We start from the raw sequence: 20812 nt of genomic DNA, 5'->3' as shown, positions 1-20812 counted from the left end.
AGGACCTATATGAAACGACATTACAGATACTTCTTTTTGGTACCGGTATGTTTGGTCATGCTTCTTTTTTCCTGTAAGAAAGTGGATGATCAACTGCGATCTATCGAGAGTCAGCCGGGCGTATACGATCTGTCTCCGGGAAATGCTTTCCCCGGTGATACCGTTAAGATCAGGGGTAAATTTCATAATGATCCTGATCTGCGCTTCTTTTTCAACGGCCGTCCTGCACGTATTGTAGGCAAAGGCACAGAAACGGCATACCCTACGGGTTCTCAGGTCTATGATGATATTCCGATCCCACTCGAATACTATTTCGTTGTTGTGCCAGACAGTATCAGCGGTTCCGTGCCGGTAACGGCCGTTTTTGGTGGTCTTACTTTCCCGGTGGGTAGTTTTGGTGTACGCCAGCCACCGCCACTGGTAGCAGGCAATGTATGGGTAAGTACTTATGCTGGTCGTTATGGAGCTACTACTATTAAGGACGATTCGTTGCACAAAGCTGAGTTTGGGTTAATACAAACAATGGTCGTTCAGCCGGATGGTACTATTTATACGGCAGATTTTGACCCCGATACCTATAAATGTTTTGTACGTAAAGTGGCCGATGGAAAAGTAACCACCATAGCCGGTGGTGGCACTGAAATGGAAGGCCCCGGGCTTGACGTTGGTTTTGGAGAGATCAAAGGCATGGCGGTAGATGCAAAAGGAGATATTTATATTGCAGAGCGCACCTGGGACGCTAATTATTGGTCTTATTCAAGAATAACGAAGTTGGACCATATTACCCATGAGGTAAGTCTTTTTGCCGGTCGCGTTTCTGAAATGACCGATACCTCCATGATCAACGATGGTCCCCGCCTGTCAGCAACTTTTTTTGACATTGGCGATATTTCTTTTGATGCTACGGGCAAACTTTATGTGGCAGATTATAGCAATTATACTATTCGTGTAATATCAAAAGACGGCATCGTGTCCAGTCCATTGGCTGTGAAGGTATGTGATGGTGGCTTTTGTAGTGTACTCAGCGGCTATGAGGATGGTTTTGGTCAGGAAGCAAGGCTCTCGCAGCCGGAACAGTTGGCGGTGGCTCCCAATGGCAGGGTTTACTTCACCGAGTTTTATGTGTTGCGGGAATTGAACCCTCCTTCATTGGAAGTGAACACCATTGCTGGTTTTCCCAATCAAAACTGGTCGAAACAAGGGCCCCTGAGTACTGCTTCCTTCTACCAGCTGCGTTCAGTAGCGCCTGATGCCGAAGGCAATCTGCTCGTAGTGGATGGCAGCTCTGTGCTCAAGATCGACCTCACAGAACGTTATGTATACGTCCTGGCCGGTGGAGGCCCCCAGGGATACACAGATGGAAAAGGTGAAGATGCCACATTCAACCAGCCTGCAGAGGTCGGCTTTGATGCCAAAGGTAATTTCTACGTGGCAGACCGCGTCAATCGTCTTATCCGTAAGATCACTGTTCAAAAATAACAACCCACCCATGCATTATAAAAAGATCAGCTTATTCATAATAGCGGCAATATACCTGCTTACGTCGTCCTGTGATGAGGACAGCCTTTTGCCGCCGGCCAATAGCAATGCCTACATCAGTTTCATTAATACATCACCTTTCTTTGGAAATACTGGTCCGGCCACCGTACGCGCTGCCGTGGAAACCAATGGCCAGGCAAATAAAGACCTGTTGCTCAGTTATCAATACATCTATCCGGAACCCAATAAATACCTGCCGTTCAAGGAAGGCGTCAGCAAAGTGTCGTTTAAGGATTCCAGCAGCAAGTCCCTCGTTACAGGCAGCCTTACCACCCAGGCCGGTGCTTACTACAGCGCTATCCTTGCTGATAGCATGGACAGCTATTCGGCCGTAATTGTGCAGGACGACTATCAACCTGTACCTGATAAAGCATTGGTAAGGATCATGCACTTTAGTCCAGATGCAGGAGAAATATCACTCTTCCGTGATACCGTCCGACAGGAAACCTTCGGCAATATGCGCTATAAAGAGGTAACACCGTACAAGCCCTTGCCGCCCGGCGGCAACTTCTCCTTCATCCTGCGCAGGACAGATGGTTCCAACCAACGGGTAGGCCGCTACTTTGTTCCCAGCCTGCTGGCAGGCACAGCTTACACCATACTCCTTAAAGGATACCTGGTGCCACCCGATGGAGACCTGGGCAGTAAACTCAGCCAGATTGTTTTCTACCGTAATTAAGCAGGCATTTAGCGATAACAAAAGAAGCCGTATGAATGCAGACAACATTCATGCGGCTTCTTTAATTTGTTGGCGGTTGCCTTACATTGAGCTTTACCTCAGCCACAAGATCTTTCCGGATTTGCAAGGTTTGTACGTCGCACTAACGGAATCATAATAGTACGTACAGGTACTAAAATGCCCAAACTCACATACATAATCAAATCCTTCTATGCCGGCCGGATAGAAGTTGTTGCCGTTTTTAAAGAATTGTGGCAGACTGCTGCAAGGAGCTTTTGAACTGGTAGCCATTGCGCCACCCATAGCCACTACAACGGCCATGGACAGCATGATGATCCTGATTTTTCTCATTTGATAGTAGTTTTAGCGACTGAAGGTAGAAGTCATCACTGCAATATCGTTGCAGTGTGCTGATGCGAACGGGAGAAAGAAAAGCCGAATGAAATCCTATTCCATTCGGCTTTTCCTGTGTGGGTTAGAAACTTTACATGGTATACTTTTTCTTCAATAAGGCCAGTTCTTTTTTACCCACGCCCAGTTCCTGTTCCATAAACTTTTCTATGGAGCCATATTTGTTCCTGATAGCGCCAAAGAAAATATGCAGCAGTTCGGGCCGCAGGTCCATCTCTTTTTTAACAGTTGCCATATCCAGACCCATGCCTTGGGACATACCCTGGTACATACGGGCGTGCATGGGTTGCAAGTAAATATTGGAAGCGGTAAAATCAGCTTCAATGGTCGCTTCCGGCACACCCAGTGCATAGAGGAAGAGGGCAGAGGCCATACCTGTTCTGTCGCGGCCACCTGTGCAATGGTATAAGATAGCAGCCGTATCCGGTAAGGTCAGCAGTTTTTGGAACAAAGGTTTATAGCGGTCGCCATAGTAGGGCAGACTTTTAGTACCATAAAATGCTTCCAGGAAACCACCTTGTTTTACGAGCATGGCTATCTGTTTCATGTCGGGCATGCTATCACTACCAGCTGAACACAAGGTATACTGGGTACCAGGTAATAACCTGTCAGGCGCAGCAGCAGATTCCTTTACACCCCGGAAATCGAATACTGTATAAATATGTTTGCCAGCCATCAGTTGCAGGTCGGCATCGGTGAGCTTGCTGATATCAGCACTGCGGAATACTTTGCCCCATACTACCCGTTTGCCGTCCTGGGTAGTATAGCCACCGGCATCCCGGAAGTTCAAGGCACCCTGCATTGGTACGAGGCGTTTTGTGCTATCGGCCAATTGGGCCTGGGAAAGAAAAGGAAAAATGATCGCTATGATGATAATGAGTTGTTTCATGATGTGATTTTGAAAGTGAATAGTGAATCTTTTGCTACGACGGCGGCTTCGACAAGCTCAGCCTGACACGAAGATGTTTACTTAATAATATCCCAGCGTATACCGGCCTGACCGCGGAGTCCATACCACTCTGTCATGGTCACGCGGCGACGGTCGCCCATATAGGTTCTTAGGGGTTCATTGGTGAGGTTGTTCAATTCCACAAAGGCTTTGAGATTTTTGGTAATGCCGATGGTGGCAGATGCATCCAGGGTAAAATTCTTGTCCGTCCAGATATAGAAGTCGGGGCCCAGCTGCTGGTTGATCGTTTCTACCGATCTGCCACGGTAATTGCCGGCCAGGCGCACCATTATGCCGCTGCGTTCATAAAACAGGATGGCGTTGAACAAGGATTTTGACTGATTGGGTAAACTGGTCTTGTCCATGATTTTGTCAGTACCCACCATTCTTGGCACTTTTACCTCACTGTTGATCCAGGTATAGTTGAATTCTACACCAAACCCACTCCAGAAGCCTTTCAGGAAATTGAAGCGCTTGTTAATGCCAGCTTCAAATCCATACAGTTTGGCATCATCCAGGTTGCGTGCCTGGGTTAGTGCATAGTTGTTGCCCCTTTCGTTATAGAAGACCTTATCGCTGAAGATGACATCTTGTATCTGCTTATAAAATACACCGCCCGATAGCAACCCGATATTGCTGAAATAGTATTCGCCCATCAGGTCGAAGTTGTTGGCAAAAGTGGGCTTCAGATCAGGATTGCCTTTGGTAACAACGATGGGCGTTTTGGTATTGTCTACCGATTCGCCTGGCGTCATATCATTAAAATTAGCCCTTACAAAAGTGCGGGTAAAAGCTGCGCGGATATTGGCCTGCTTGTTAATGGCATATTTGAAGTGGACCATGGGCAGCAGGGCGTTGTAATCGCTCTTAACGGTAACCGGTGTGATGCTGGTGGTAGCAGGTGTGCCGGCGGTAGTGGCTTTCGATCCTTGCAGTTCAAGACTGGTGTATTCATTGCGTACACCAGCTACCATCTTCAGCTTTTCCGTAAGGTCTATTTCCCCCATCGCATAACCAGCTATTACATCTTCCGTACCGGTATAGAAATTGGTAGCATTACCGGCAGCGGTAAGGTTCATAAAACCATTCCTGCGCAAAGTAGCGGTATCATACAGATCAAACAATTGCTGTTTGGAGAGCGGATCAACAACGTATTGATTATAGTTACCGCCCATCTCTTTAAAGAAGCCATGTCCCATGGGGAAGTCGGCCCGGTTCAGTTTGTTGAGCGCCAGTAAGGCCGGTGAGTTGGGAACACCCAATGCTGCGCCTGGCAGGTATACAATATTGGAACCGAAAGTGCTTTCGCGGTATTTGTGACGGTACTTGCCGCCAAACTTCAGGTTTACTTTGGGACCTGCATTCACTTTCAGATTGAGTTGTGCTGTTTTGTCCTCCTCTTTGGTATCCAGTTGTGCGATCACCAGTTGCTGCAGGGTAAGTTTGGAGTCGTCCATTACCTCTCCGCTGTTCTTTATGCCGGCATCAAAATGCAGGGGATCACCACCGATGCCATCGGGTGAATCAAAACCCCAATAACGTTTCCCATCACCGGATAGATTGTTGAAACCGCCGGTGATCTTTTGCCGGAAGGTAGCGATGGGCAGCCCTTTATTGCCATTGGTAGGCGGTGTTTCCAGGAAGTATCCCGACATATAGTCACTTACCGACCAATCCAGTTTTAAACGTCCGGTAAGCTGGTGTTCGCCGCCCAGTTCTGCGCCATTGAGTTTTGTTTGGTAGTGCGAATAGCGGTAATTGTATTGGTAGCGGCTATTGGTGTAATCAATATAAGATTCATATACCGGGCGTATATCATTGAATTTGTCCATCAATCCCCGGAAGAATAATTTGTGTGAAGGATTGAAAGCATACTCCAGTCCAAGGTTCCCGCCATAAGTCTGTCTTTTACCCATATAGCGTTTAAACATGATGCTGTTGATGGACTTTTGCTGTACAGGATTGACCAGCCCGGTATTGTAACTTACATCGTAGCTATCTGTGCCCCATTGGCGGTCCCAGATGGCGCCGGCCAGTATGACTCCCAGCTTGTTGTTGAAGAAGCGATCCCCATATACCAGGGATGCATTGTAGGTGCCATTCTTCGAAAAGGTGTTGTAGCCGCCTGCGATGCTGGCATTCAATTGTCTTTTCACCGGCGCCGTGCGGGTGATAAAGTTGACAGAGCCGCCGATGGCATCTCCTTCCCAGTCGGGTGTCAATGCTTTGGCTACCTGCACATATTGGATGATCTCAGAAGGTACTGCATCCAGCACCGAAGAGCGGTTGCCCAATACATTGGAACTGGGCAGGCGGCTCCCGTTGAACATGGTGGAGGTCCACGCAAAAGGTGTTCCCCTTACCGTAGCTGCATCGGCCTCTCCATGGTACCGCGCCACGGCCACACCCTGCATACGCTGTACAGCTTCAGCAGCATTACGGTCGGGCAATTTGCCGATGGCGTCAGCCGCCAATACATCCATCATGGCGAGGGCATTTTTCTTGATGCTATAGGCTTTTGCCTGTGATGGGGCCATGGTGCCTTTGATGACCACCTGGCCCAAATCACTTTGTGCAGGGCTTAGCTGTATAATGCCGGCATTGTTAATTCCCTCGCTTACGTCGATGTCAATGGTCCTGGTTTCATAGCCCACATAGGATATGGTAATGGTTGTTTTGCCGCTGGTGTGAACAGGGAGTGTAAAGGCGCCATTCAGGTCAGTGGAAGCTGATCTCTTTAAAGCGGGAACGTTGATCGTAGCACCGGGCAATTGTCCGTCCTTGCCGGCTACAATGCCTTTAATAATCTGTGCAGCAGCGGGCAATGAGAAACCCGTGCAGCACAGCAAAAGCAGGAAAAATAACCTGCAGTCAGTTCGTAGTTGCATGCTCATGACAAAAGAATTTCCGGCAAAACTGCTGTAGGCTGCGCTGGTAAACGTCCATCCCGGCGGAACTGCACCTGCAGCAGTATCAATAGGTCCGTTTGTACTTGCTGTATTTGATTGTCAGTGTGTTGTGGGTGTTATGCTAATGTTATCAATGTGGCTGAATGGTTTGTTGCAGGCTTATAAACGTGGCTGTTATCCTGTTGAGCTCTGCTTTGCGGGGTTGCTTCAGGTACTCCGTAGGGGTGTAACCCGTGGTCTTTTTAAAATATTGGTTGAAAGAAGATTTGGAGTTGAAGCCGGCATCATAGGCCAGCGATAATATATTGGGTGTTACCTGGTGTTGGCGGCAATGGTCCAGCAGGTGAAGTACTTCCTTCATCCGGTGATCATTGATATATTGGTAAAATGTCTGGTGCAGGTGTTGGTTCAGTACTTCAGAGAGATGATGCCTGGGCGTTTTGACGAGCGTGGAGAGTTTCTCCAGTGTCAGTTCGGGATCGGTATACACCTTTTTCTCCTGCATCAATACAGAAAGCTTCACGGCAATAGCTTCCTGTTGTAAAGTGGTTAATGTTGATTTGCGGGGAGCAGGCTGTTCCTCTGTGGGCTGGATAGCAGCTGCTACTGTCAATACCAGCGATTCTTTTTCTTCCTGTAGTACAGCTGGCGTAGGGTAACCATTCAAGGCTGATGGCAGTGGTTCAGGAGCGGCCGGGCTTTTCATTAACATGCGGGCTTCCAGCCGGTATTGAATAATGAGCAGGCAAATGATCAGGCTATTGGAATAAGCGATCAGGCGGATAGTCAGGTTGAGGGTTGCATCGCCCAGTAGTTCGCTGACATTGGTCGTTTTGGTCACCATCCACAATGCAGGTATTACCAGGAAGAGGAGGGCTATCTTTTTGATCAGCTGGCGTTCACTTTTCCAGAAGGCCGGTAATTGCGGGCTTATCCGTAAGCTTAAAACAGGAAAGATCGTCATGCTGGCAATGATCAGGTATTGGGTGATCTCATTGTACAGCGATAGCCATTGCTCTACGCCTGTGGGATCAATCACTATTTTCAGTGAAATGGCTGTATACATAGCACCGGCTGCAAAAGTAGGCAATAGTAAAAACCAGTGTTGTACAGGACGGTAGCGATCATACTGTACTTTCCGGGCATACATCCACAACAAAGGGCCATAACCCAGGTCGATAAAAGTATTGAAGCCCATTTTCAGCAGGGTGTTTCCGGATGCTGCATAAATGATGAACTTGATGGAAAGGTGCGTGAAGAGGCAGATCAGTATCCAGGTAAGCAGGTTGTCGGCAGGCTTTTTCTGCCTGTTGGCCACAAAGAGACAAAGTGCCAGTAATGCCTGGAAAGCACCTATGATAATGATGTACTCCATACCCAACAAAGCTAGGGGTGCAATATTACCTTTGGGTTAACAGGGCTGTTTTAAAGCCGTTTTACTGCTGCAAAGCAGGGGAGTGGCCGTTGCTTTGCAGTGTAATGCAGGTTAAGAAATTCAAAATCGTTTTTATGCCTTCTACACTTGTTATATTCAATGGTCTTACTTTTTCCTATACAACACTCGACCGGGCCATAGCCTGGGCAAAAGAACATAAGGCAACCCTACGGGTCCTTCTCTTAAAAGATCAACCCGTAGAGGAAGACTATGTTTTTCCCAGCGATATCGCTGCTGCTGAGTCGTTAACGGATATTGCCGACGCACAACAGGATGACGAGCAATTATTACAGGGAAAGATCAAACTGGTTAAAGACAAGGCAATAGCTGCCGGTATAGATCATGTTATACAGGTAAGTGGCGAAACTTCCGTCGATGGCTTATTGGCCATTGCCGGAAAAACAGATCTGATCTTCGTTGATGCGGGTGGTATAGTTAGGGAGGGAGCGGCAGGACTGCCTTTTGACATGAATGAATTGATTGAAAAAGCGGCCTGCCCCGTGGAATTGGTAACGGAAAAATAAGCCGCTTATTCAGCTACTGCTTTGGATGCTACCGCTTTGGGTGTTTTATTACCCTTATTGGTCTTGGTTTTTCCTTTTCCTTTTTTCTCCTTCTTTACGGGCTTTGTTTTGATGCCGGCAGTCAACAGCCTGGCTGCTTTTTTAATACGACGCTCAAACTTCTTTTCTCCCAGAGATTCCTTCAGGCCATTGAGGGCAGTGGCCAGTTTCTCACCGATCTCTTTACGGGTTGACTTCTTTGAAGGGGCGCTCTTTACTTCTGTTGTCTTGCTTGTGGACATTGTAAGATGATTTAATACAATTTACGAAATGATAATATAAGGATAACATAAAGATAATAGATGGGTTCATTCCCCAATGTTAAGTTTTGCTGGGAATGGAGTAGGAACTGCTAAAGCGGAGAGAATAGTTAACTTATGACTGTCAATGAATTGTGGGAGGGGTATTAGCTTATTTTAAATACGTCTTTGAGCGCCTGGCGGGCGGCATGGTGACCGCACATGCCATGCACGCCACCGCCGGGAGGGGTGGCAGAAGAGCAGATATACAGGCCCCTGGCCGATGTTTTATAGGGCGACAGGCGCAGGGCCGGCCGGGTGTATAGCTGTCCCAGGTCGATAATACCGCCATTGATATCACCGCCGATATAGTTAGGGTTGTAGCGCTCTAAGGTTACAGTATTGAAGGTGTGTTTTGCCATGATGGTTCGTTTAAAACCCGGTGCAAACCGCTCCACCTGTTCTTCAATAATGGAAGTCATATCAACAGTCGATCCATTGGGCACGTGGCAATAGGCCCAGGCGGTATGTTTTCCGGCTGGCGCCCTGCTGTCATCAAACAGGCTTTGTTGTGCCAGCAGAACAAAAGGCCGTTGTGGATGTCCTCCGCTGGATGTTAGTTGCTCCCCGGCAACGATCTCTTTAAAGGTATTACCCAGGTGCACCGTGCCTGCCTGCCTGCATTCGGCAGCAATAAATGGTATAGGAGCATCCAGCGCCCAGTCTACTTTAAAGACACCCATGCCATACCGGTAGCGGTTCAGCTGCCATTGGTACAGCGAAGAGAACTGGTCACCTGCTATCTGCATCAACTGTTTGGGCGTTACATCAAACAGCACGGCATGCGCAGATGGCAATTGCTGCAGGTTGCTGACGGTAAAGCTTGTTTGTATTTGTCCGCCCAGGGATTCAAAATACCGGGCCAGTGCATTGGCCAATGATTGGGAGCCTCCTTTGGGTACGGGCCACCCGTATAAATGCCCGGCAGCAGATAATACCAGGCCGATGGCCGAAGTAGCATAATTGGTGAGGGGCTGGATAGAATGGGCAGCCATGCCTCCCCAAAGACCCTTGGCTTTTTGGGTGGTAAATCTTTTGGCGATGGTAGTGGCGGCAGGCAGGGCTTTCAATCCAAAGCGGGCCATGCGCACCGGATGTTTGGGGAAATGAAAAGGGCCTAATATATCGCTTGCTATATATGGCCAGTCTTCCAATACCGGCTCCATCAATGAAAGGTAAGCGCCTGCATCGGCGCCCAGCAATTGAGCTGTTTCCTGTACCGACCGCTTTAATACCGCAGCGCTGCCATCATCAAACGGATGGGCAGCTGCTACTTCGGGATAAATATATTCCAATCCATATTGTTCCAAAGGAAGGGTGGCAAAGAAGGGCGAAGTGGCAGCCATGGGGAGAATCGCGGAACACACATCATGATGAAAACCGGGCAGGGTAAGTTGCGCGGTACGCATCCCGCCGCCAATGGTATCTTTGGCTTCCAGTATCAATACTGATAGTCCTTGCTGTTGCAGGGTGATGGCAGCTGATAAGCCATTAGGTCCAGATCCAACAACAATGGCGTCGAAATCCCGCTTTTCCATGTACCAAAGATATTATGTAGCAGGGAACAAAAGCATTACGATATAGCGGATCAGTGCATAAATACCCAGTATCAGCATCAGGTAGCCCGGAATTTTCCGGATCAGCTGGTTTTCCCGCAATAACCTTATCACCCTACTTGCAAGGTAGGCTACAAGTACCAATAAAGTAAATACGCCGGCAGAAACGCCTATTAAAAAACTGTGAAGCTGTACAGTCGTTGACAGATCGATCCAGTGCTGGCTCTTGAGATAGGCTACCATCCCGATCCAATAAGGCATGGCCAGCGGGTTGAGGATGCCGAGCACCAGCCCGCGCCGGAAGCCGCTGTTTTGAAGGCGTACAGAGAGATTGGTGGGTTTGGAGGCCGACCGGATATTCAATATGCCCAGGGTGAGCATCACCACGGCGGCTATGAGGTGAAAGTTTTGTACAATGACCGGGGAAGAAGTGATGAGTTTTTCGAAAGTAACAGCCAGGAAGGCATAGATGTATTCCATAATGGCTGCCGCCAGCGCAAAACGCCAGGCCAGGTAAGCCTTGTTGTCAAGGCCGAGTTGGAGGGAACTGAGGTTGACCGTTCCGGGAGCCAGTGATCCTGTAAAGCTGAAAGTAAATGACAGCAGGAAATTAATGAAAGCAGTCATAGATCGATCAATGCTCCGCTACGGTTGGTTTACCTGCCTCTTTCCATGCCTTGATACCGTCTTCCAGGTTTATTACGCTGGTAAAACCGTTCTTAACGAGCCAGCTGGCTGCTTTATCGCCGCGGACGCCGGCCAGGCAATACACATACACCGGTTTGCTTTTGTCTAATTTGGCTGCCTGCTCCTGGAACTGCTTTTCATCCTGCCAGTTGGCCAGTATGGCGCCCTTGATATGGCCCTCTTTAAATTCCTCGGGTCTTCTGACATCGAGCAGTTGAACCCCTTTGGTCTGCAGCCCTTTTTCAAATTCGGCGGGAGCAACGGTGGTTTTGGTTTGTGCGGCGGCCGTACCGGACACAAACAGGAGGATAAAGGCCTTCAATAAATGCTTCATGAAAACGAAGTTTATGATGTGTTCTGTAATTGTCACTGTTTTCATTACAAAGATACATGAATAACTGGAATGGAACCAATGGGCATTGGACAACAAGGGGTTGTCGAATAAGTGACGTAGTAATCAGGCGCCCGGTGAAGTAGAACAGGAGTTCATGAAGTAGTAATGTAGTAGTGACAAACGACCTACTAACGGGAACTAATAGTCATTAATTCGTATCTTAGTTGTCTGCTATTTTATTCTGTTAACTTTAAAACCTTGCTTATGAAAAGAATTACACAGCTTGTATTCTTACTCATCCCCCTGTTTTGCATCCATTATCGGGCTACTGCACAAAGCTGGCAGTTGGTTTGGCAGGATGAATTTACCAATGGCATCGGTCCTGATTGGGTATTTGAAACCGGCACAGGCTCCGGTGGCTGGGGAAACAATGAATTACAATATTACCGCAGTCAGAATGCGACCGTACAGAACGGTCAGCTGGTGATCACAGCACGCAACGAAAGTTTTGGTGGAATGAATTACACATCAGCACGCCTGAAAACGCAGGGCCGTAAATCCTGGAGGTATGGTAGGGTAGAAGCCCGGATTGCCATGCCCGCCTTCCAGGGCGTATGGCCTGCTTTCTGGATGCTGGGCGATAATATAGATACGGCAGGCTGGCCCGCCTGCGGAGAAATAGATGTGATGGAACATGTGAATGCAGAGAACAGGACCTATGGCACCATTCATTGGCAGGACAACAACGGGCAATATGCCTCTTATGGCGGCAATACGGCAGTGGGTGTAACCGGCTTTCATATTTATGCCATTGAATGGACTGCTTCTTCTATTAAATGGTTTGTAGATGGCGTACAATTCCATGAGGCCAATATTCTCAATAGTGTGAACGGTACCAACGAGTTTCACAACAATTTCTTCCTGATCCTCAACATGGCGATCGGTGGCAACTGGCCCGGCTTCACCGTCAACAATGGCGCCTTGCCAGCCAATATGTATATAGATTATGTAAGGGTATATCAGCAAGGCAGCACACCGCCGGGTAGTGTGACCATACAGGCAGAAAGTTATAGCGCCATGCTGGGCGTGCAAACGGAAGCCTGTACGGATGCCGGCGGCGGACAGAATGTAGGGTATATTGATGCCAACGACTGGATGGCCTATAACAATATCAATTTCCCCATCTCGGGCAGTTACCTCGTAGAATACCGGGTGGCCAGCCAGAGTGGTGGCGGCCGTTTATCATTGGACCTCAATGCCGGATCCATCCAATTGGGCGCACTCAATGTACCTTCTACAGGTGGATGGCAAAACTGGACTACCATTTCCCACACCGTCAATGTCAATGCAGGTACCTATAATGTAGGTGTCTTTGCTCAAGCGGCCGGGTGGAACCTCAACTGGATACGCATCACCAAACAGGGGACTGCGCGCATCGCTTCCAATACGATCAGTACGGAAGAAAGAAAAGCGACGGAAGAAAAAACAGGTTTCGAACTGTTTCCCAATCCTGTAACCGATGAACTAAGGATCACTACCAGCGGGCAGCTTTCCGGTGGACTGCTTCGCATTTATGATATCATGGGCCGTCAGGTCCTCATAGTTACCCAGCCCACCAACCGTGTCAATGTGGCGAAGTTGGCTCCGGGCATGTATACCTTATTGTTTACGAAAGAAGGTAAAACGATCACACGCCGGTTTGTTAAGTAAGTGAATTGCTGAGTCCTGTATCAAAGTAGTTAATGTAGACTGTCACGCTGTTGAAGCAGGCTGTCACACTGAGCTTGTCGAAGTGTTTCCCCCGGGAGGCTTCGGCAAACTCAGACTGGCATCCCTTTGATTGTCATCCTTCATCCGACGAGGGTTCGATGATCGAACAGGATATGTCTTTGTCTACACTAAAATTCAGGATGCTGTATTCTCTCATTTAAAAACCATAACATGAAAAAGTCGACGATCATTTTTACTCTTTTATTCCTGAGCGTTCAGTTTTCCATGGCCCAATTCAGGGTGGTAGGCTATATGCCTTCCTGGGCAGGCAGCGTGAATTCCATTCAGTACAGCAAGCTCACGCATATCAACTATGCTTTTCTGTTGCCTACCTCCACCGGTGGCTTGCAGGCCATCGAGAATCCCTCCAAATTGCAGAGCCTGGTGTCCCTGGCGCATTCCAATGGGAAGAAGGTTCTCATTGCCGTAGGCGGCTGGAACAATGGCGATGATGGCGCTTTTGAAAGCCTGGCCGGCAATACAGGCTGGCGCAATGCGTTCGTCAGCAATCTGATCAACTTTGTTAACCAGTACAACCTCGATGGCATTGATATTGATTGGGAGTATCCGGACAATGGGGCTTCCGCCAATAACTATGCAGCGCTCATGCAGCAGCTCTCCACCGAAATGCACAACCGGGGCAAGTTGCTCACGGCTGCTGTAGTGGCCATTAATGGCGCCAGCATTTTGAACAGCGTATTCGGTTATGTTGATTTCCTCAACCTGATGGCGTATGATGCCAATAACTTTGATCACTCCACCTACAGTTATGCTACCCAATCCATCAACTACTGGAAGGGTAGGGGACTGCCTGCCTCTAAAGTGGTGTTGGGGGTACCGTTCTATGGCCGGCCCAGTTGGGAGTCTTTTGCTGCCCTGGTGGCCCGGGGCGCCAATCCCAATGCCGATGTATTCAGCGGCGTGGGATACAATGGTATTGCCACTATTAAGAGTAAGACCAACCTGGCATTTGACCAGGGCAATGGTATTATGATCTGGGAGCTTTCGCAGGATGCTACTGGCGCCAACTCTCTCTTGTCGGCCATCAATGAAGTAGTGGTGCAAAGAACGGGCGGCGGTGGCAATACCATTACCATCCAGGCAGAGAGCTATAATTCCATGCTGGGTGTGCAGACCGAAGCCTGTACCGATGCGGGGGGCGGACAAAATGTAGGTTGGATAGATGCCAACGATTGGATGGCCTTTTACAATATCAATTTCCCGGTAAGCGGTACCTACAAAGTGGAGTATAGAGTGGCCAGCCTCAGCGGCGGCGGCACTTTGTCGCTCGATCTCAATGCAGGTTCTATCCAATTGGGCGCCCTGGCAGTTCCTTCCACAGGCGGCTGGCAAACCTGGACCACCATCACCCACAATGTGTACGTGAATGCCGGCACCTATAATGTGGGTGTATTTGCGCAGGCGGGCGGCTGGAACCTCAACTGGATCAAAATAACGCGACCTTCGACAGCCCGCCTGGTTACGCAGGGTAGTACCCCGGAAAGCAAAGTGGCCGTGGAAGAAAGTGCAGCGGGCAAATGGGTGATCTATCCCAATCCTGTACAGCACCAATTGAATATCATGGCGGGCGAAGACCTGACCGGTGGCACCATCCGTATTGTGGATGTCGCTGGCCGGCAGGTGCTATCACCAAGGGCGGCTACCTATAAGGTGGATGTATCTTCCCTGGCTCCGGGCGTGTATACGCTGATATTTACGAAGAAGGGTAATGTAGTGACGAAGCAGTTTGTGAAGTAGGGAGGAAAACAAGAATACAGAATACAGAATACAGAATACAGAATAAATACAGGTAGCAGTCAATGATTTGCTGCCCGAAAACTTCTGGATTCTGGATTCTATATTCTGGATATTTCTAAATTCTTACCTTCATGCGTCACAAATCCTAAGCCATGCATATCCCCGGTTTTTTCAAGGTAGAAGATCAGACGGTAGTAGAGCAGTTCATCCGGGAAAATAGCTTTGCTACCATCGTTTCCCAGGGAAGTACATATCCTGTAGCTTCTCATATTCCAGTTGAGCTGGAAGTCAATGAGAAAGGCGAGCAGGTGTTGTGGGGGCATTTGTCCAGGGCCAACCCCCAATGGAAACTGTTTGAGCAATACCCGGAAGTACTTGTGATCTATATGTCACCCCTGCATCATTATATTTCCTCCTCCTGGTATGATCATGCCAATGCACCCACCTGGAACTATGTAAGTGTGCAGGTGACTGGCAGGATATCCCTGGCTGATGGAGCAAAGACATGGGAGTCGTTAAGAAGATTGACAGATAAATACGAACAGGATTCAGAAAATCCCGTTTCGTTGGATACCATGCCGCCCGATGTGCAGCGACAGGTAAAAGGCGTGGTAGTATTTGAGGTACAGATAGACAAGATAGAGGCTGCTTTCAAGCTCAGTCAGAACCGCGACGATAAAAACTTTCAGGCAATTCTTGAACAACTCAATAAGAAGGAAGATGCCATCGCCAGGTTATTGGCCACCCTCATGAAGCAAATGCGGGAACGAATTGAAGGTACTAACAGCTAATTCAGCACAGCTAACTCCTAACGGCTAATTAAAGCTGCTGGTAGCCTTGCTATTGGTGGATTTTCGGTGTAGCTATCAGTTGCAGCGCCTTTTCCCGGGTGATATCCCTGCCCGTCATCAACTCTTGCAGGGAAATGACTACCGGTTCGTCGGGTATAATACCACGGCCTTCATTCGGCGCTGTGCTGATGCGGAAATTAGTAGTGGAAATATAAGTCTGCAGCCGGGTGTGCGGTAGCGTAATGAGTGTTGGGTTGCCGCAGATCATGTATTGGTTGCCGCCGCTTTCTTCGCCTATGAAAAGTGCTCTTTTCGCCTGCGCCAGGCTGGCGCTCACAATGGCCGTATTGGAAAAACTGCCGCCGTTGATCAATACATACAGCGAGCCGGTAAATCGCTTCGTGTGGGGTTTTATCAGTTTCGCTTCAGCGCCGCCAATCAGGTAACGCGTGGGCCTGGTGAGCAGGTAGCTAAGCAGGTAACGGCCGGTTTCAAAATCACCACCCTGGTTATCCCGCAGGTCCAGTAATAGTTCTTTTACCGGATGTGCTTGCAGCTCATTGAATATACTGTCAATGGTCCGGTTAAAGTCCTGCCCGTACTGGTCCCTGATCAGGCTGCTATCAAAGCTTTTAATAGTAAGTACAGCTGTTTTCCCTTCCGTAATGGTTTCAAGGGTAATGCCGTGCTGCATGCCCGCATTTGGAGCAGTGGATTGATAACGTGCCCGGCGATATTGCCGGATACTGTCTTTCCGTAGTCCTGCTACCTGCCTGCGGAAGGTTTCGCCACGGCTGTTTTTTAGTTCCAGATCCAACAACGCCGATTCTCCAAAGGCAAAAAGGTAGTAGGAGGGAAAGTAATGATTCAATATCCACAGCGGGTAGGTTTGGTTATGCCCGTCCCTGATCTGTCGTTGCAGCAATTGCTTCATCACAGCCTGCGTTTCCAGGCCATTGATACGCAGTACTTCATTGCCTGCTTGTATGCTGCTATCGGCAGAACAATTTTCAGTGATATACAACTTCTCGTTAAGGAAGCATACCGAGAAGGGCAGGAGCAAGGCTTGTGTATTGTTGTATTCCATGGCTCCTTCACTCGGCAGCATCATAGTATGGCCATCGCATACCTTCGCATTCAGCAAACTGACCAGGCTCAGGAATTCCTGTTCCCTCATCGGCCGTACAATGGCCCCGGAAATGCTATCCAGGAAGGTATTAAAAACCTGCCTTGTCGTATAGCGATACAGCACTGGATGGATATGCTCCAGCTTTCTCTGCAGAAAATGCAGATCCGCTTTCAGTGTATCTGCCGGAAATAGTCTATTGGGGTCATAGCCCGCCTCTTGCGCCCCTACTGGCCGGGCAAAGCAAAGTATAACGAAAAAGATACAGACAGCCGATAGTCGCTTCATAATTAGAATACAACATACTGAAAATAGTAGTAAAAGGCAAGGGAGGTATCAGTAAAACAAATGGCGCCAAGATATTTTTTTCTGGGTACCATAGTGTTAAATTTACCCGCAACCGGCTATAGGAGACTGCACATTTAGTTTACCCTGGTTAATCGCAACTGCAAAGTTCCTGATGAAGCATTGAAAGCAATATTTAATATTGTACCCTGATAAACTATTCCCCATGTCAATTCGCAACCTGCTTTACCTGTCCTTATTTATACTGGCCTCCTGTGGCGTGAAACAATATACCGGTCAGCCCCGCAACAAACAGGAGCTTACGATCATGAGCTACAATATCCATCATGCCAATCCGCCTTCCAAAGCGGGATTGATTGATGTGGATGCTATTGCTGCTGTGATCAATAAATACAAGCCCGATGTGGTTGCCCTGCAGGAAGTGGATGTCAATACCAAACGCTCCGGTATGAATGAGGCGGTGGTGCTGGCTGAGAAGACAAAGATGAACTTCTATTTTGCCAAAGCCATCGACCATGAAGGCGGTGATTATGGTGTAGCCATTCTCTCCCGTTATTCTTTATCGGGAGGCACTACCCACAAATTGCCAACGGCAGAAGGCACAAAGGGTGAGCCCAGGGTATTGGCGACTGCCATCATTGAGGTGAATGGAAAGAAACTGGTGCTTGCCTGTACCCATCTCGATGCCCAGCGCAATGATACCAACCGCGTATTACAGATCAATGCGATCACCGGCATCCTGCAGCAGGAAACCAACCCGGTTGTCCTCGCCGGCGACCTCAATGCCACCCCGGGCGGCGCTGTGATCAATACACTAGACCAGCATTTCACCCGTACCTGTACACAAAATTGCGGGTTCACCATACCACAGGTCAATCCCACCAAAACCATTGACTTCATCGCTTATAAACCTTCCACCAACTTTACAGTATTATCCCATACTGTTATTGACGAGCAATATGCTTCTGACCATTTACCTGTCATAGTTACACTTAAGATTTTCCGGGAGTAAGGGTATGGAGTTTACAAATCCTTGTGCAAGCGTACAGCCGTCGTATCAAAAGCGGACAGTTGAGGTATTTATCTTGATATAAGTAGCTGATTAAGAAGAGCGTGGCAGTTTGGCATTTTTATGGTAGGTTTTTGCTTGCCCAAACCAACTATACAATGCTTAAAAGCTATTTCAAAATCGCCTTGCGCAACCTGTCCCGCAATAAAATTTCTTCCTTTATCAATATTGCCGGCCTGGCTGCCGGTATGAGTGTGGCCATACTCATTGGCCTCTGGATAGCTGATGAGCTTTCCTATAATAAGTCTTTTGATCATTACAATCGTATTGCCAAGGTATGGCAGTTTGTAAAGTTTGGTGATGGTGATAAATCCTCCTACGATGTAATGCCCATTCCGCTGGCAGAAGAACTGCGCACCAAATACCCCGACTTTGCCCGCGTGAGCTTATCCTCCCAGGGCCAACAGGTGGTGCTGGCTGCGGGTAATGAACAGTTCTCCAAACTGGGCAATTATGTGGAACCCGATTTTACGGAAATGATGTCCCTGCACATGGTGGCTGGTACCCGTGGAGGTTTGAAGGATATCAATGCTATTTTGCTTTCCCGGTCACTGGCTGCAAGCATATTTGGCAAGGAAGATCCGCTCAATAAGATCCTTACTATCAACAATAAGCAAACCGTGAAGGTGACCGGAGTGTATGAAGATTTTCCGGGCAACAGTGACTTCAAGGATATTCTTTTCCTGGCTTCCTGGCACTTGTATGTAACCACCGACAACAATGCCAAAAGAGGAGCGGAAGATTGGGACAATAATTCTTTCCAGATTTTTGCACAACTGAAGCCAGGCGCCGGTTTTGCTGCTGTATCAGCTAAGATCAAAGAGGCGAGGATGAAAAGAGAAGATCCACCTGCCTACCATCCTGAGTTTTTCCTGCACCCCATGAGCAAATGGCATTTGTATTCCGATTTCCAGAATGGTGTGAATGTAGGTGGCGCCATCCGGTTTGTGTGGCTCTTCGGCATCATCGGTGTATTTGTGCTCCTGCTGGCCTGCATCAATTTTATGAACCTCAGCACAGCACGGTCGGAGAAAAGGGCTCGTGAAGTGGGCATCCGTAAGGCTATCGGATCAGAACGGAAGCAACTTGTGCTGCAATTCCTGAGCGAGTCTATGCTGGTAGTACTGGTGTCATTTCTATTGTCGATATTGCTGGTGCAGTTGATCCTGCCTTTCTTCAATGACGTAGCCGGCAAACAAATGCAGGTATTATGGACACAGCCTTTATTCTGGTTGACCCTCCTTGGGTTCAGTGTACTTACGGGCCTGATAGCCGGCAGCTACCCGGCATTTTATTTGTCTTCTTTTAAACCCGTAAAGGTGTTGAAAGGGGTATTCAAAGCAGGGCGTTTTGCCACGGTGCCACGGAAAGTATTGGTTGTTTTCCAGTTTTCAGTTTCCGTTATCCTCATCATTGGTACCATTATCGTATTTCGCCAGATACAACATGCCAGGAACAGACCAGTAGGCTATAGCCGCAACGGACTGATTGAAGTAAGCATCAATACAGCCGATCTGCGGAGAAACCTGGCGCCCTTGCGGGACGACCTGCTCCAATCAGGCGCTGTGTATGACGTGGCCGCTGCTTCCTGTTCTATTACCACGCAGGATGGCGGTACTACCAATTTTTCATGGCAAGGTAAGAAGGTTGGATCCTCTCCCTTGGTTATGTCCAATTTCGTTACCTATGAGTACGGTAAAACACTGGGGTGGGATATTGTGCAGGGAAGGGATTTCTCCAGGGCTTTTGCCACCGACTCGGCAGGTATCATCCTAAATGAAGCAGCCGTAAAACTCATTGGCTATAAAGATCCGGTGGGTGCCTTTGTCAGGAACAATGGTAACGATTACAGGATCATCGGCATCGTGAAAGACATTCTCCGTGAATCGCCTTTTTCACCGGTACAGCCTACGTTCTTTCGCCTCGGAAAAGGCGTGAGTGTCCTCAATATAAAACTGTCGCCCGGGATGAGCACCCGTGATGCATTGGCAAAAATTACTCCCATATTCAAAACCTACAATCCGGGCAGTCCTTTCAATTATACCTTTGTGGATGACCAATATGCCAAAAAGTTCGGCAACGAAGAACGTATTGGTAAGCTCTCCACCTTTTTTGCTGTGCTGGCTATATTTATCTCCTGCCTTGGTCTGTTTGGTCTGGCTTCTTTTGTTGCTGAAAAACGTACCAAGGAGATTGGCGTACGCAAGGTATTGGGCGCCTCCATCTTCAATGTATGGAAATTGCTCTCTAAAGAGTTTGTGGTATTGGTAGGCATTTCCCTGTTGATCGCCATGCCTGTTGCTTATTACTGTATGAGCAATTGGCTGCTTAATTATGAATACCGTGCCCCCCTTTCCTGGTGGATCTTTGGGGTTACCGGTGCAGGCGCCATCGTGCTCACTGTGCTCACCGTGAGCTTTCAGGCGATCAGAGCCGCCCTGATGAATCCCGTAAAGAGCCTACGGTCAGAATAAAGGGGACAAGGTTAATTTCCGGAAATAGTAGCGTATCAGTTCTTATATTAATAGCTGCGAAAAAGAGGCTGTCCTCTGTTCAGAAGAGAGCCTCTTCGCTTTTGTGCCTGGTCCGTTTGCTGGTCATATTAACCGTATATTAACTTTAGTTTAATTA

At 48.3% G+C, this 20812-nt stretch carries 17 protein-coding genes; 8 read left to right on the top strand and 9 right to left on the bottom strand.

The genetic code is table 11. The features are described from left to right. The first annotated feature begins 9 nt into the window (after window positions 1–9). Entirely contained in the window at window positions 10–1479 is a 1470-nt protein-coding gene (locus D3H65_RS32895; protein ID WP_162915542.1) for an NHL repeat-containing protein, read from the top strand. Window positions 1480–1489: 10 nt separating this feature from the next. Next, window positions 1490–2218, top strand: a complete 729-nt coding sequence (locus tag D3H65_RS10450) for a DUF4397 domain-containing protein (RefSeq protein WP_162915541.1) — start codon at window positions 1490–1492, stop codon at window positions 2216–2218. 93 nt (window positions 2219–2311) lie between these two features. Here the strand turns inward: D3H65_RS10450 and D3H65_RS10445 are convergent, their stop codons facing one another. The 4 genes from D3H65_RS10445 to D3H65_RS10430 all read right to left on the bottom strand — a co-directional run bounded on the left by D3H65_RS10445 (window position 2312) and on the right by D3H65_RS10430 (window position 7862). Next, entirely contained in the window at window positions 2312–2569 is a 258-nt protein-coding gene (locus D3H65_RS10445; RefSeq protein WP_119050257.1) for a hypothetical protein, read from the bottom strand. Window positions 2570–2702: 133 nt separating this feature from the next. Further along, window positions 2703–3518, bottom strand: coding sequence for a tyrosine-protein phosphatase (locus tag D3H65_RS10440; RefSeq protein ID WP_119050256.1), 816 nt, complete (start codon window positions 3516–3518; stop codon window positions 2703–2705). Window positions 3519–3595: 77 nt separating this feature from the next. Beyond that, entirely contained in the window at window positions 3596–6466 is a 2871-nt protein-coding gene (locus D3H65_RS10435; RefSeq protein WP_211345662.1) for a TonB-dependent receptor, read from the bottom strand. 151 nt (window positions 6467–6617) lie between these two features. Beyond that, a complete protein-coding gene (locus D3H65_RS10430) occupies window positions 6618–7862 on the bottom strand; it encodes a helix-turn-helix domain-containing protein (RefSeq protein ID WP_119050254.1) in 1245 nt (414 codons plus the stop codon). 134 nt (window positions 7863–7996) lie between these two features. Here D3H65_RS10430 and D3H65_RS10425 point away from each other — a divergent pair, with 134 nt between their 5' ends. Continuing rightward, entirely contained in the window at window positions 7997–8446 is a 450-nt protein-coding gene (locus tag D3H65_RS10425) for a hypothetical protein (RefSeq protein ID WP_162915540.1), read from the top strand. Window positions 8447–8451: 5 nt separating this feature from the next. On the opposite strand, the gene D3H65_RS10420 is transcribed toward D3H65_RS10425, so the two are convergent. From D3H65_RS10420 to D3H65_RS10405, 4 genes are all read right to left on the bottom strand, one after another. After that, the gene (locus D3H65_RS10420) at window positions 8452–8727 is read right to left on the bottom strand and encodes a hypothetical protein (RefSeq protein WP_119050252.1); all 276 of its coding nucleotides are present in this window, start codon (window positions 8725–8727) and stop codon (window positions 8452–8454) included. A gap of 164 nt (window positions 8728–8891) precedes the next feature. Further along, a complete protein-coding gene (locus tag D3H65_RS10415; protein ID WP_119050251.1) occupies window positions 8892–10322 on the bottom strand; it encodes a phytoene desaturase family protein in 1431 nt (476 codons plus the stop codon). Between the two features lie 12 nt (window positions 10323–10334). Continuing rightward, a complete protein-coding gene (locus D3H65_RS10410; protein ID WP_119050250.1) occupies window positions 10335–10967 on the bottom strand; it encodes a LysE family translocator in 633 nt (210 codons plus the stop codon). Between the two features lie 7 nt (window positions 10968–10974). Then, on the bottom strand, window positions 10975–11361 hold the full coding sequence (locus D3H65_RS10405; protein ID WP_162915539.1) for a rhodanese-like domain-containing protein: 387 nt from the start codon (window positions 11359–11361) through the stop codon (window positions 10975–10977). Between the two features lie 264 nt (window positions 11362–11625). Here D3H65_RS10405 and D3H65_RS10400 point away from each other — a divergent pair, with 264 nt between their 5' ends. The 3 genes from D3H65_RS10400 (at window position 11626) to D3H65_RS10390 (ending at window position 15680) form a co-directional block, all read left to right on the top strand. Continuing rightward, window positions 11626–13071 (top strand): carbohydrate-binding protein, encoded by a 1446-nt coding sequence (locus D3H65_RS10400; RefSeq protein ID WP_119050248.1) that lies wholly within the window; start codon window positions 11626–11628, stop codon window positions 13069–13071. Window positions 13072–13302: 231 nt separating this feature from the next. Beyond that, window positions 13303–14889: a glycosyl hydrolase family 18 protein gene (locus D3H65_RS10395; protein WP_119050247.1), complete on the top strand. Its 1587-nt coding sequence runs from the start codon at window positions 13303–13305 to the stop codon at window positions 14887–14889. Window positions 14890–15041: 152 nt separating this feature from the next. Continuing rightward, window positions 15042–15680, top strand: coding sequence for an FMN-binding negative transcriptional regulator (locus D3H65_RS10390; RefSeq protein WP_119050246.1), 639 nt, complete (start codon window positions 15042–15044; stop codon window positions 15678–15680). A gap of 49 nt (window positions 15681–15729) precedes the next feature. On the opposite strand, the gene D3H65_RS10385 is transcribed toward D3H65_RS10390, so the two are convergent. After that, the gene (locus D3H65_RS10385) at window positions 15730–17094 is read right to left on the bottom strand and encodes a S41 family peptidase (protein WP_119050245.1); all 1365 of its coding nucleotides are present in this window, start codon (window positions 17092–17094) and stop codon (window positions 15730–15732) included. A 223-nt stretch (window positions 17095–17317) separates the two neighbouring features. Between D3H65_RS10385 and D3H65_RS10380 the strand changes: the two genes are divergently transcribed. Together D3H65_RS10380 and D3H65_RS10375 are read left to right on the top strand one after the other, a co-directional pair. Next, entirely contained in the window at window positions 17318–18124 is an 807-nt protein-coding gene (locus D3H65_RS10380) for an endonuclease/exonuclease/phosphatase family protein (protein WP_211345661.1), read from the top strand. 155 nt (window positions 18125–18279) lie between these two features. After that, on the top strand, window positions 18280–20655 hold the full coding sequence (locus D3H65_RS10375) for an ABC transporter permease (RefSeq protein ID WP_119050244.1): 2376 nt from the start codon (window positions 18280–18282) through the stop codon (window positions 20653–20655). The last annotated feature ends 157 nt before the right edge of the window (window positions 20656–20812 follow it).

The organism is Paraflavitalea soli, from assembly GCF_003555545.1.
Classification (GTDB): Bacteria; Bacteroidota; Bacteroidia; order Chitinophagales; family Chitinophagaceae; genus Paraflavitalea; species Paraflavitalea soli.
This window is presented reverse-complemented; position numbering and strand designations above follow the sequence as displayed.

Excerpts from the sequence above, each read along its gene's own strand:
- D3H65_RS10375 (WP_119050244.1), top strand. The coding sequence starts at position 18,280 with ATGCTTAAAAGCTATTTCAAAATCGCCTTGCGCAACCTGTCCCGCAAT.
- D3H65_RS10415 (WP_119050251.1), bottom strand. The coding sequence starts at position 10,322 with ATGGAAAAGCGGGATTTCGACGCCATTGTTGTTGGATCTGGACCTAAT.
- D3H65_RS10450 (WP_162915541.1), top strand. The coding sequence starts at position 1,490 with ATGCATTATAAAAAGATCAGCTTATTCATAATAGCGGCAATATACCTG.
- D3H65_RS10445 (WP_119050257.1), bottom strand. The coding sequence starts at position 2,569 with ATGAGAAAAATCAGGATCATCATGCTGTCCATGGCCGTTGTAGTGGCT.
- D3H65_RS10435 (WP_211345662.1), bottom strand. The coding sequence starts at position 6,466 with ATGCAACTACGAACTGACTGCAGGTTATTTTTCCTGCTTTTGCTGTGC.
- D3H65_RS10395 (WP_119050247.1), top strand. The coding sequence starts at position 13,303 with ATGAAAAAGTCGACGATCATTTTTACTCTTTTATTCCTGAGCGTTCAG.
- D3H65_RS10420 (WP_119050252.1), bottom strand. The coding sequence starts at position 8,727 with ATGTCCACAAGCAAGACAACAGAAGTAAAGAGCGCCCCTTCAAAGAAG.
- D3H65_RS10385 (WP_119050245.1), bottom strand. The coding sequence starts at position 17,094 with ATGAAGCGACTATCGGCTGTCTGTATCTTTTTCGTTATACTTTGCTTT.
- D3H65_RS10400 (WP_119050248.1), top strand. The coding sequence starts at position 11,626 with ATGAAAAGAATTACACAGCTTGTATTCTTACTCATCCCCCTGTTTTGC.
- D3H65_RS32895 (WP_162915542.1), top strand. The coding sequence starts at position 10 with ATGAAACGACATTACAGATACTTCTTTTTGGTACCGGTATGTTTGGTC.
- D3H65_RS10425 (WP_162915540.1), top strand. The coding sequence starts at position 7,997 with ATGCCTTCTACACTTGTTATATTCAATGGTCTTACTTTTTCCTATACA.
- D3H65_RS10430 (WP_119050254.1), bottom strand. The coding sequence starts at position 7,862 with ATGGAGTACATCATTATCATAGGTGCTTTCCAGGCATTACTGGCACTT.
- D3H65_RS10380 (WP_211345661.1), top strand. The coding sequence starts at position 17,318 with ATGTCAATTCGCAACCTGCTTTACCTGTCCTTATTTATACTGGCCTCC.
- D3H65_RS10390 (WP_119050246.1), top strand. The coding sequence starts at position 15,042 with ATGCATATCCCCGGTTTTTTCAAGGTAGAAGATCAGACGGTAGTAGAG.
- D3H65_RS10440 (WP_119050256.1), bottom strand. The coding sequence starts at position 3,518 with ATGAAACAACTCATTATCATCATAGCGATCATTTTTCCTTTTCTTTCC.
- D3H65_RS10410 (WP_119050250.1), bottom strand. The coding sequence starts at position 10,967 with ATGACTGCTTTCATTAATTTCCTGCTGTCATTTACTTTCAGCTTTACA.
- D3H65_RS10405 (WP_162915539.1), bottom strand. The coding sequence starts at position 11,361 with ATGAAGCATTTATTGAAGGCCTTTATCCTCCTGTTTGTGTCCGGTACG.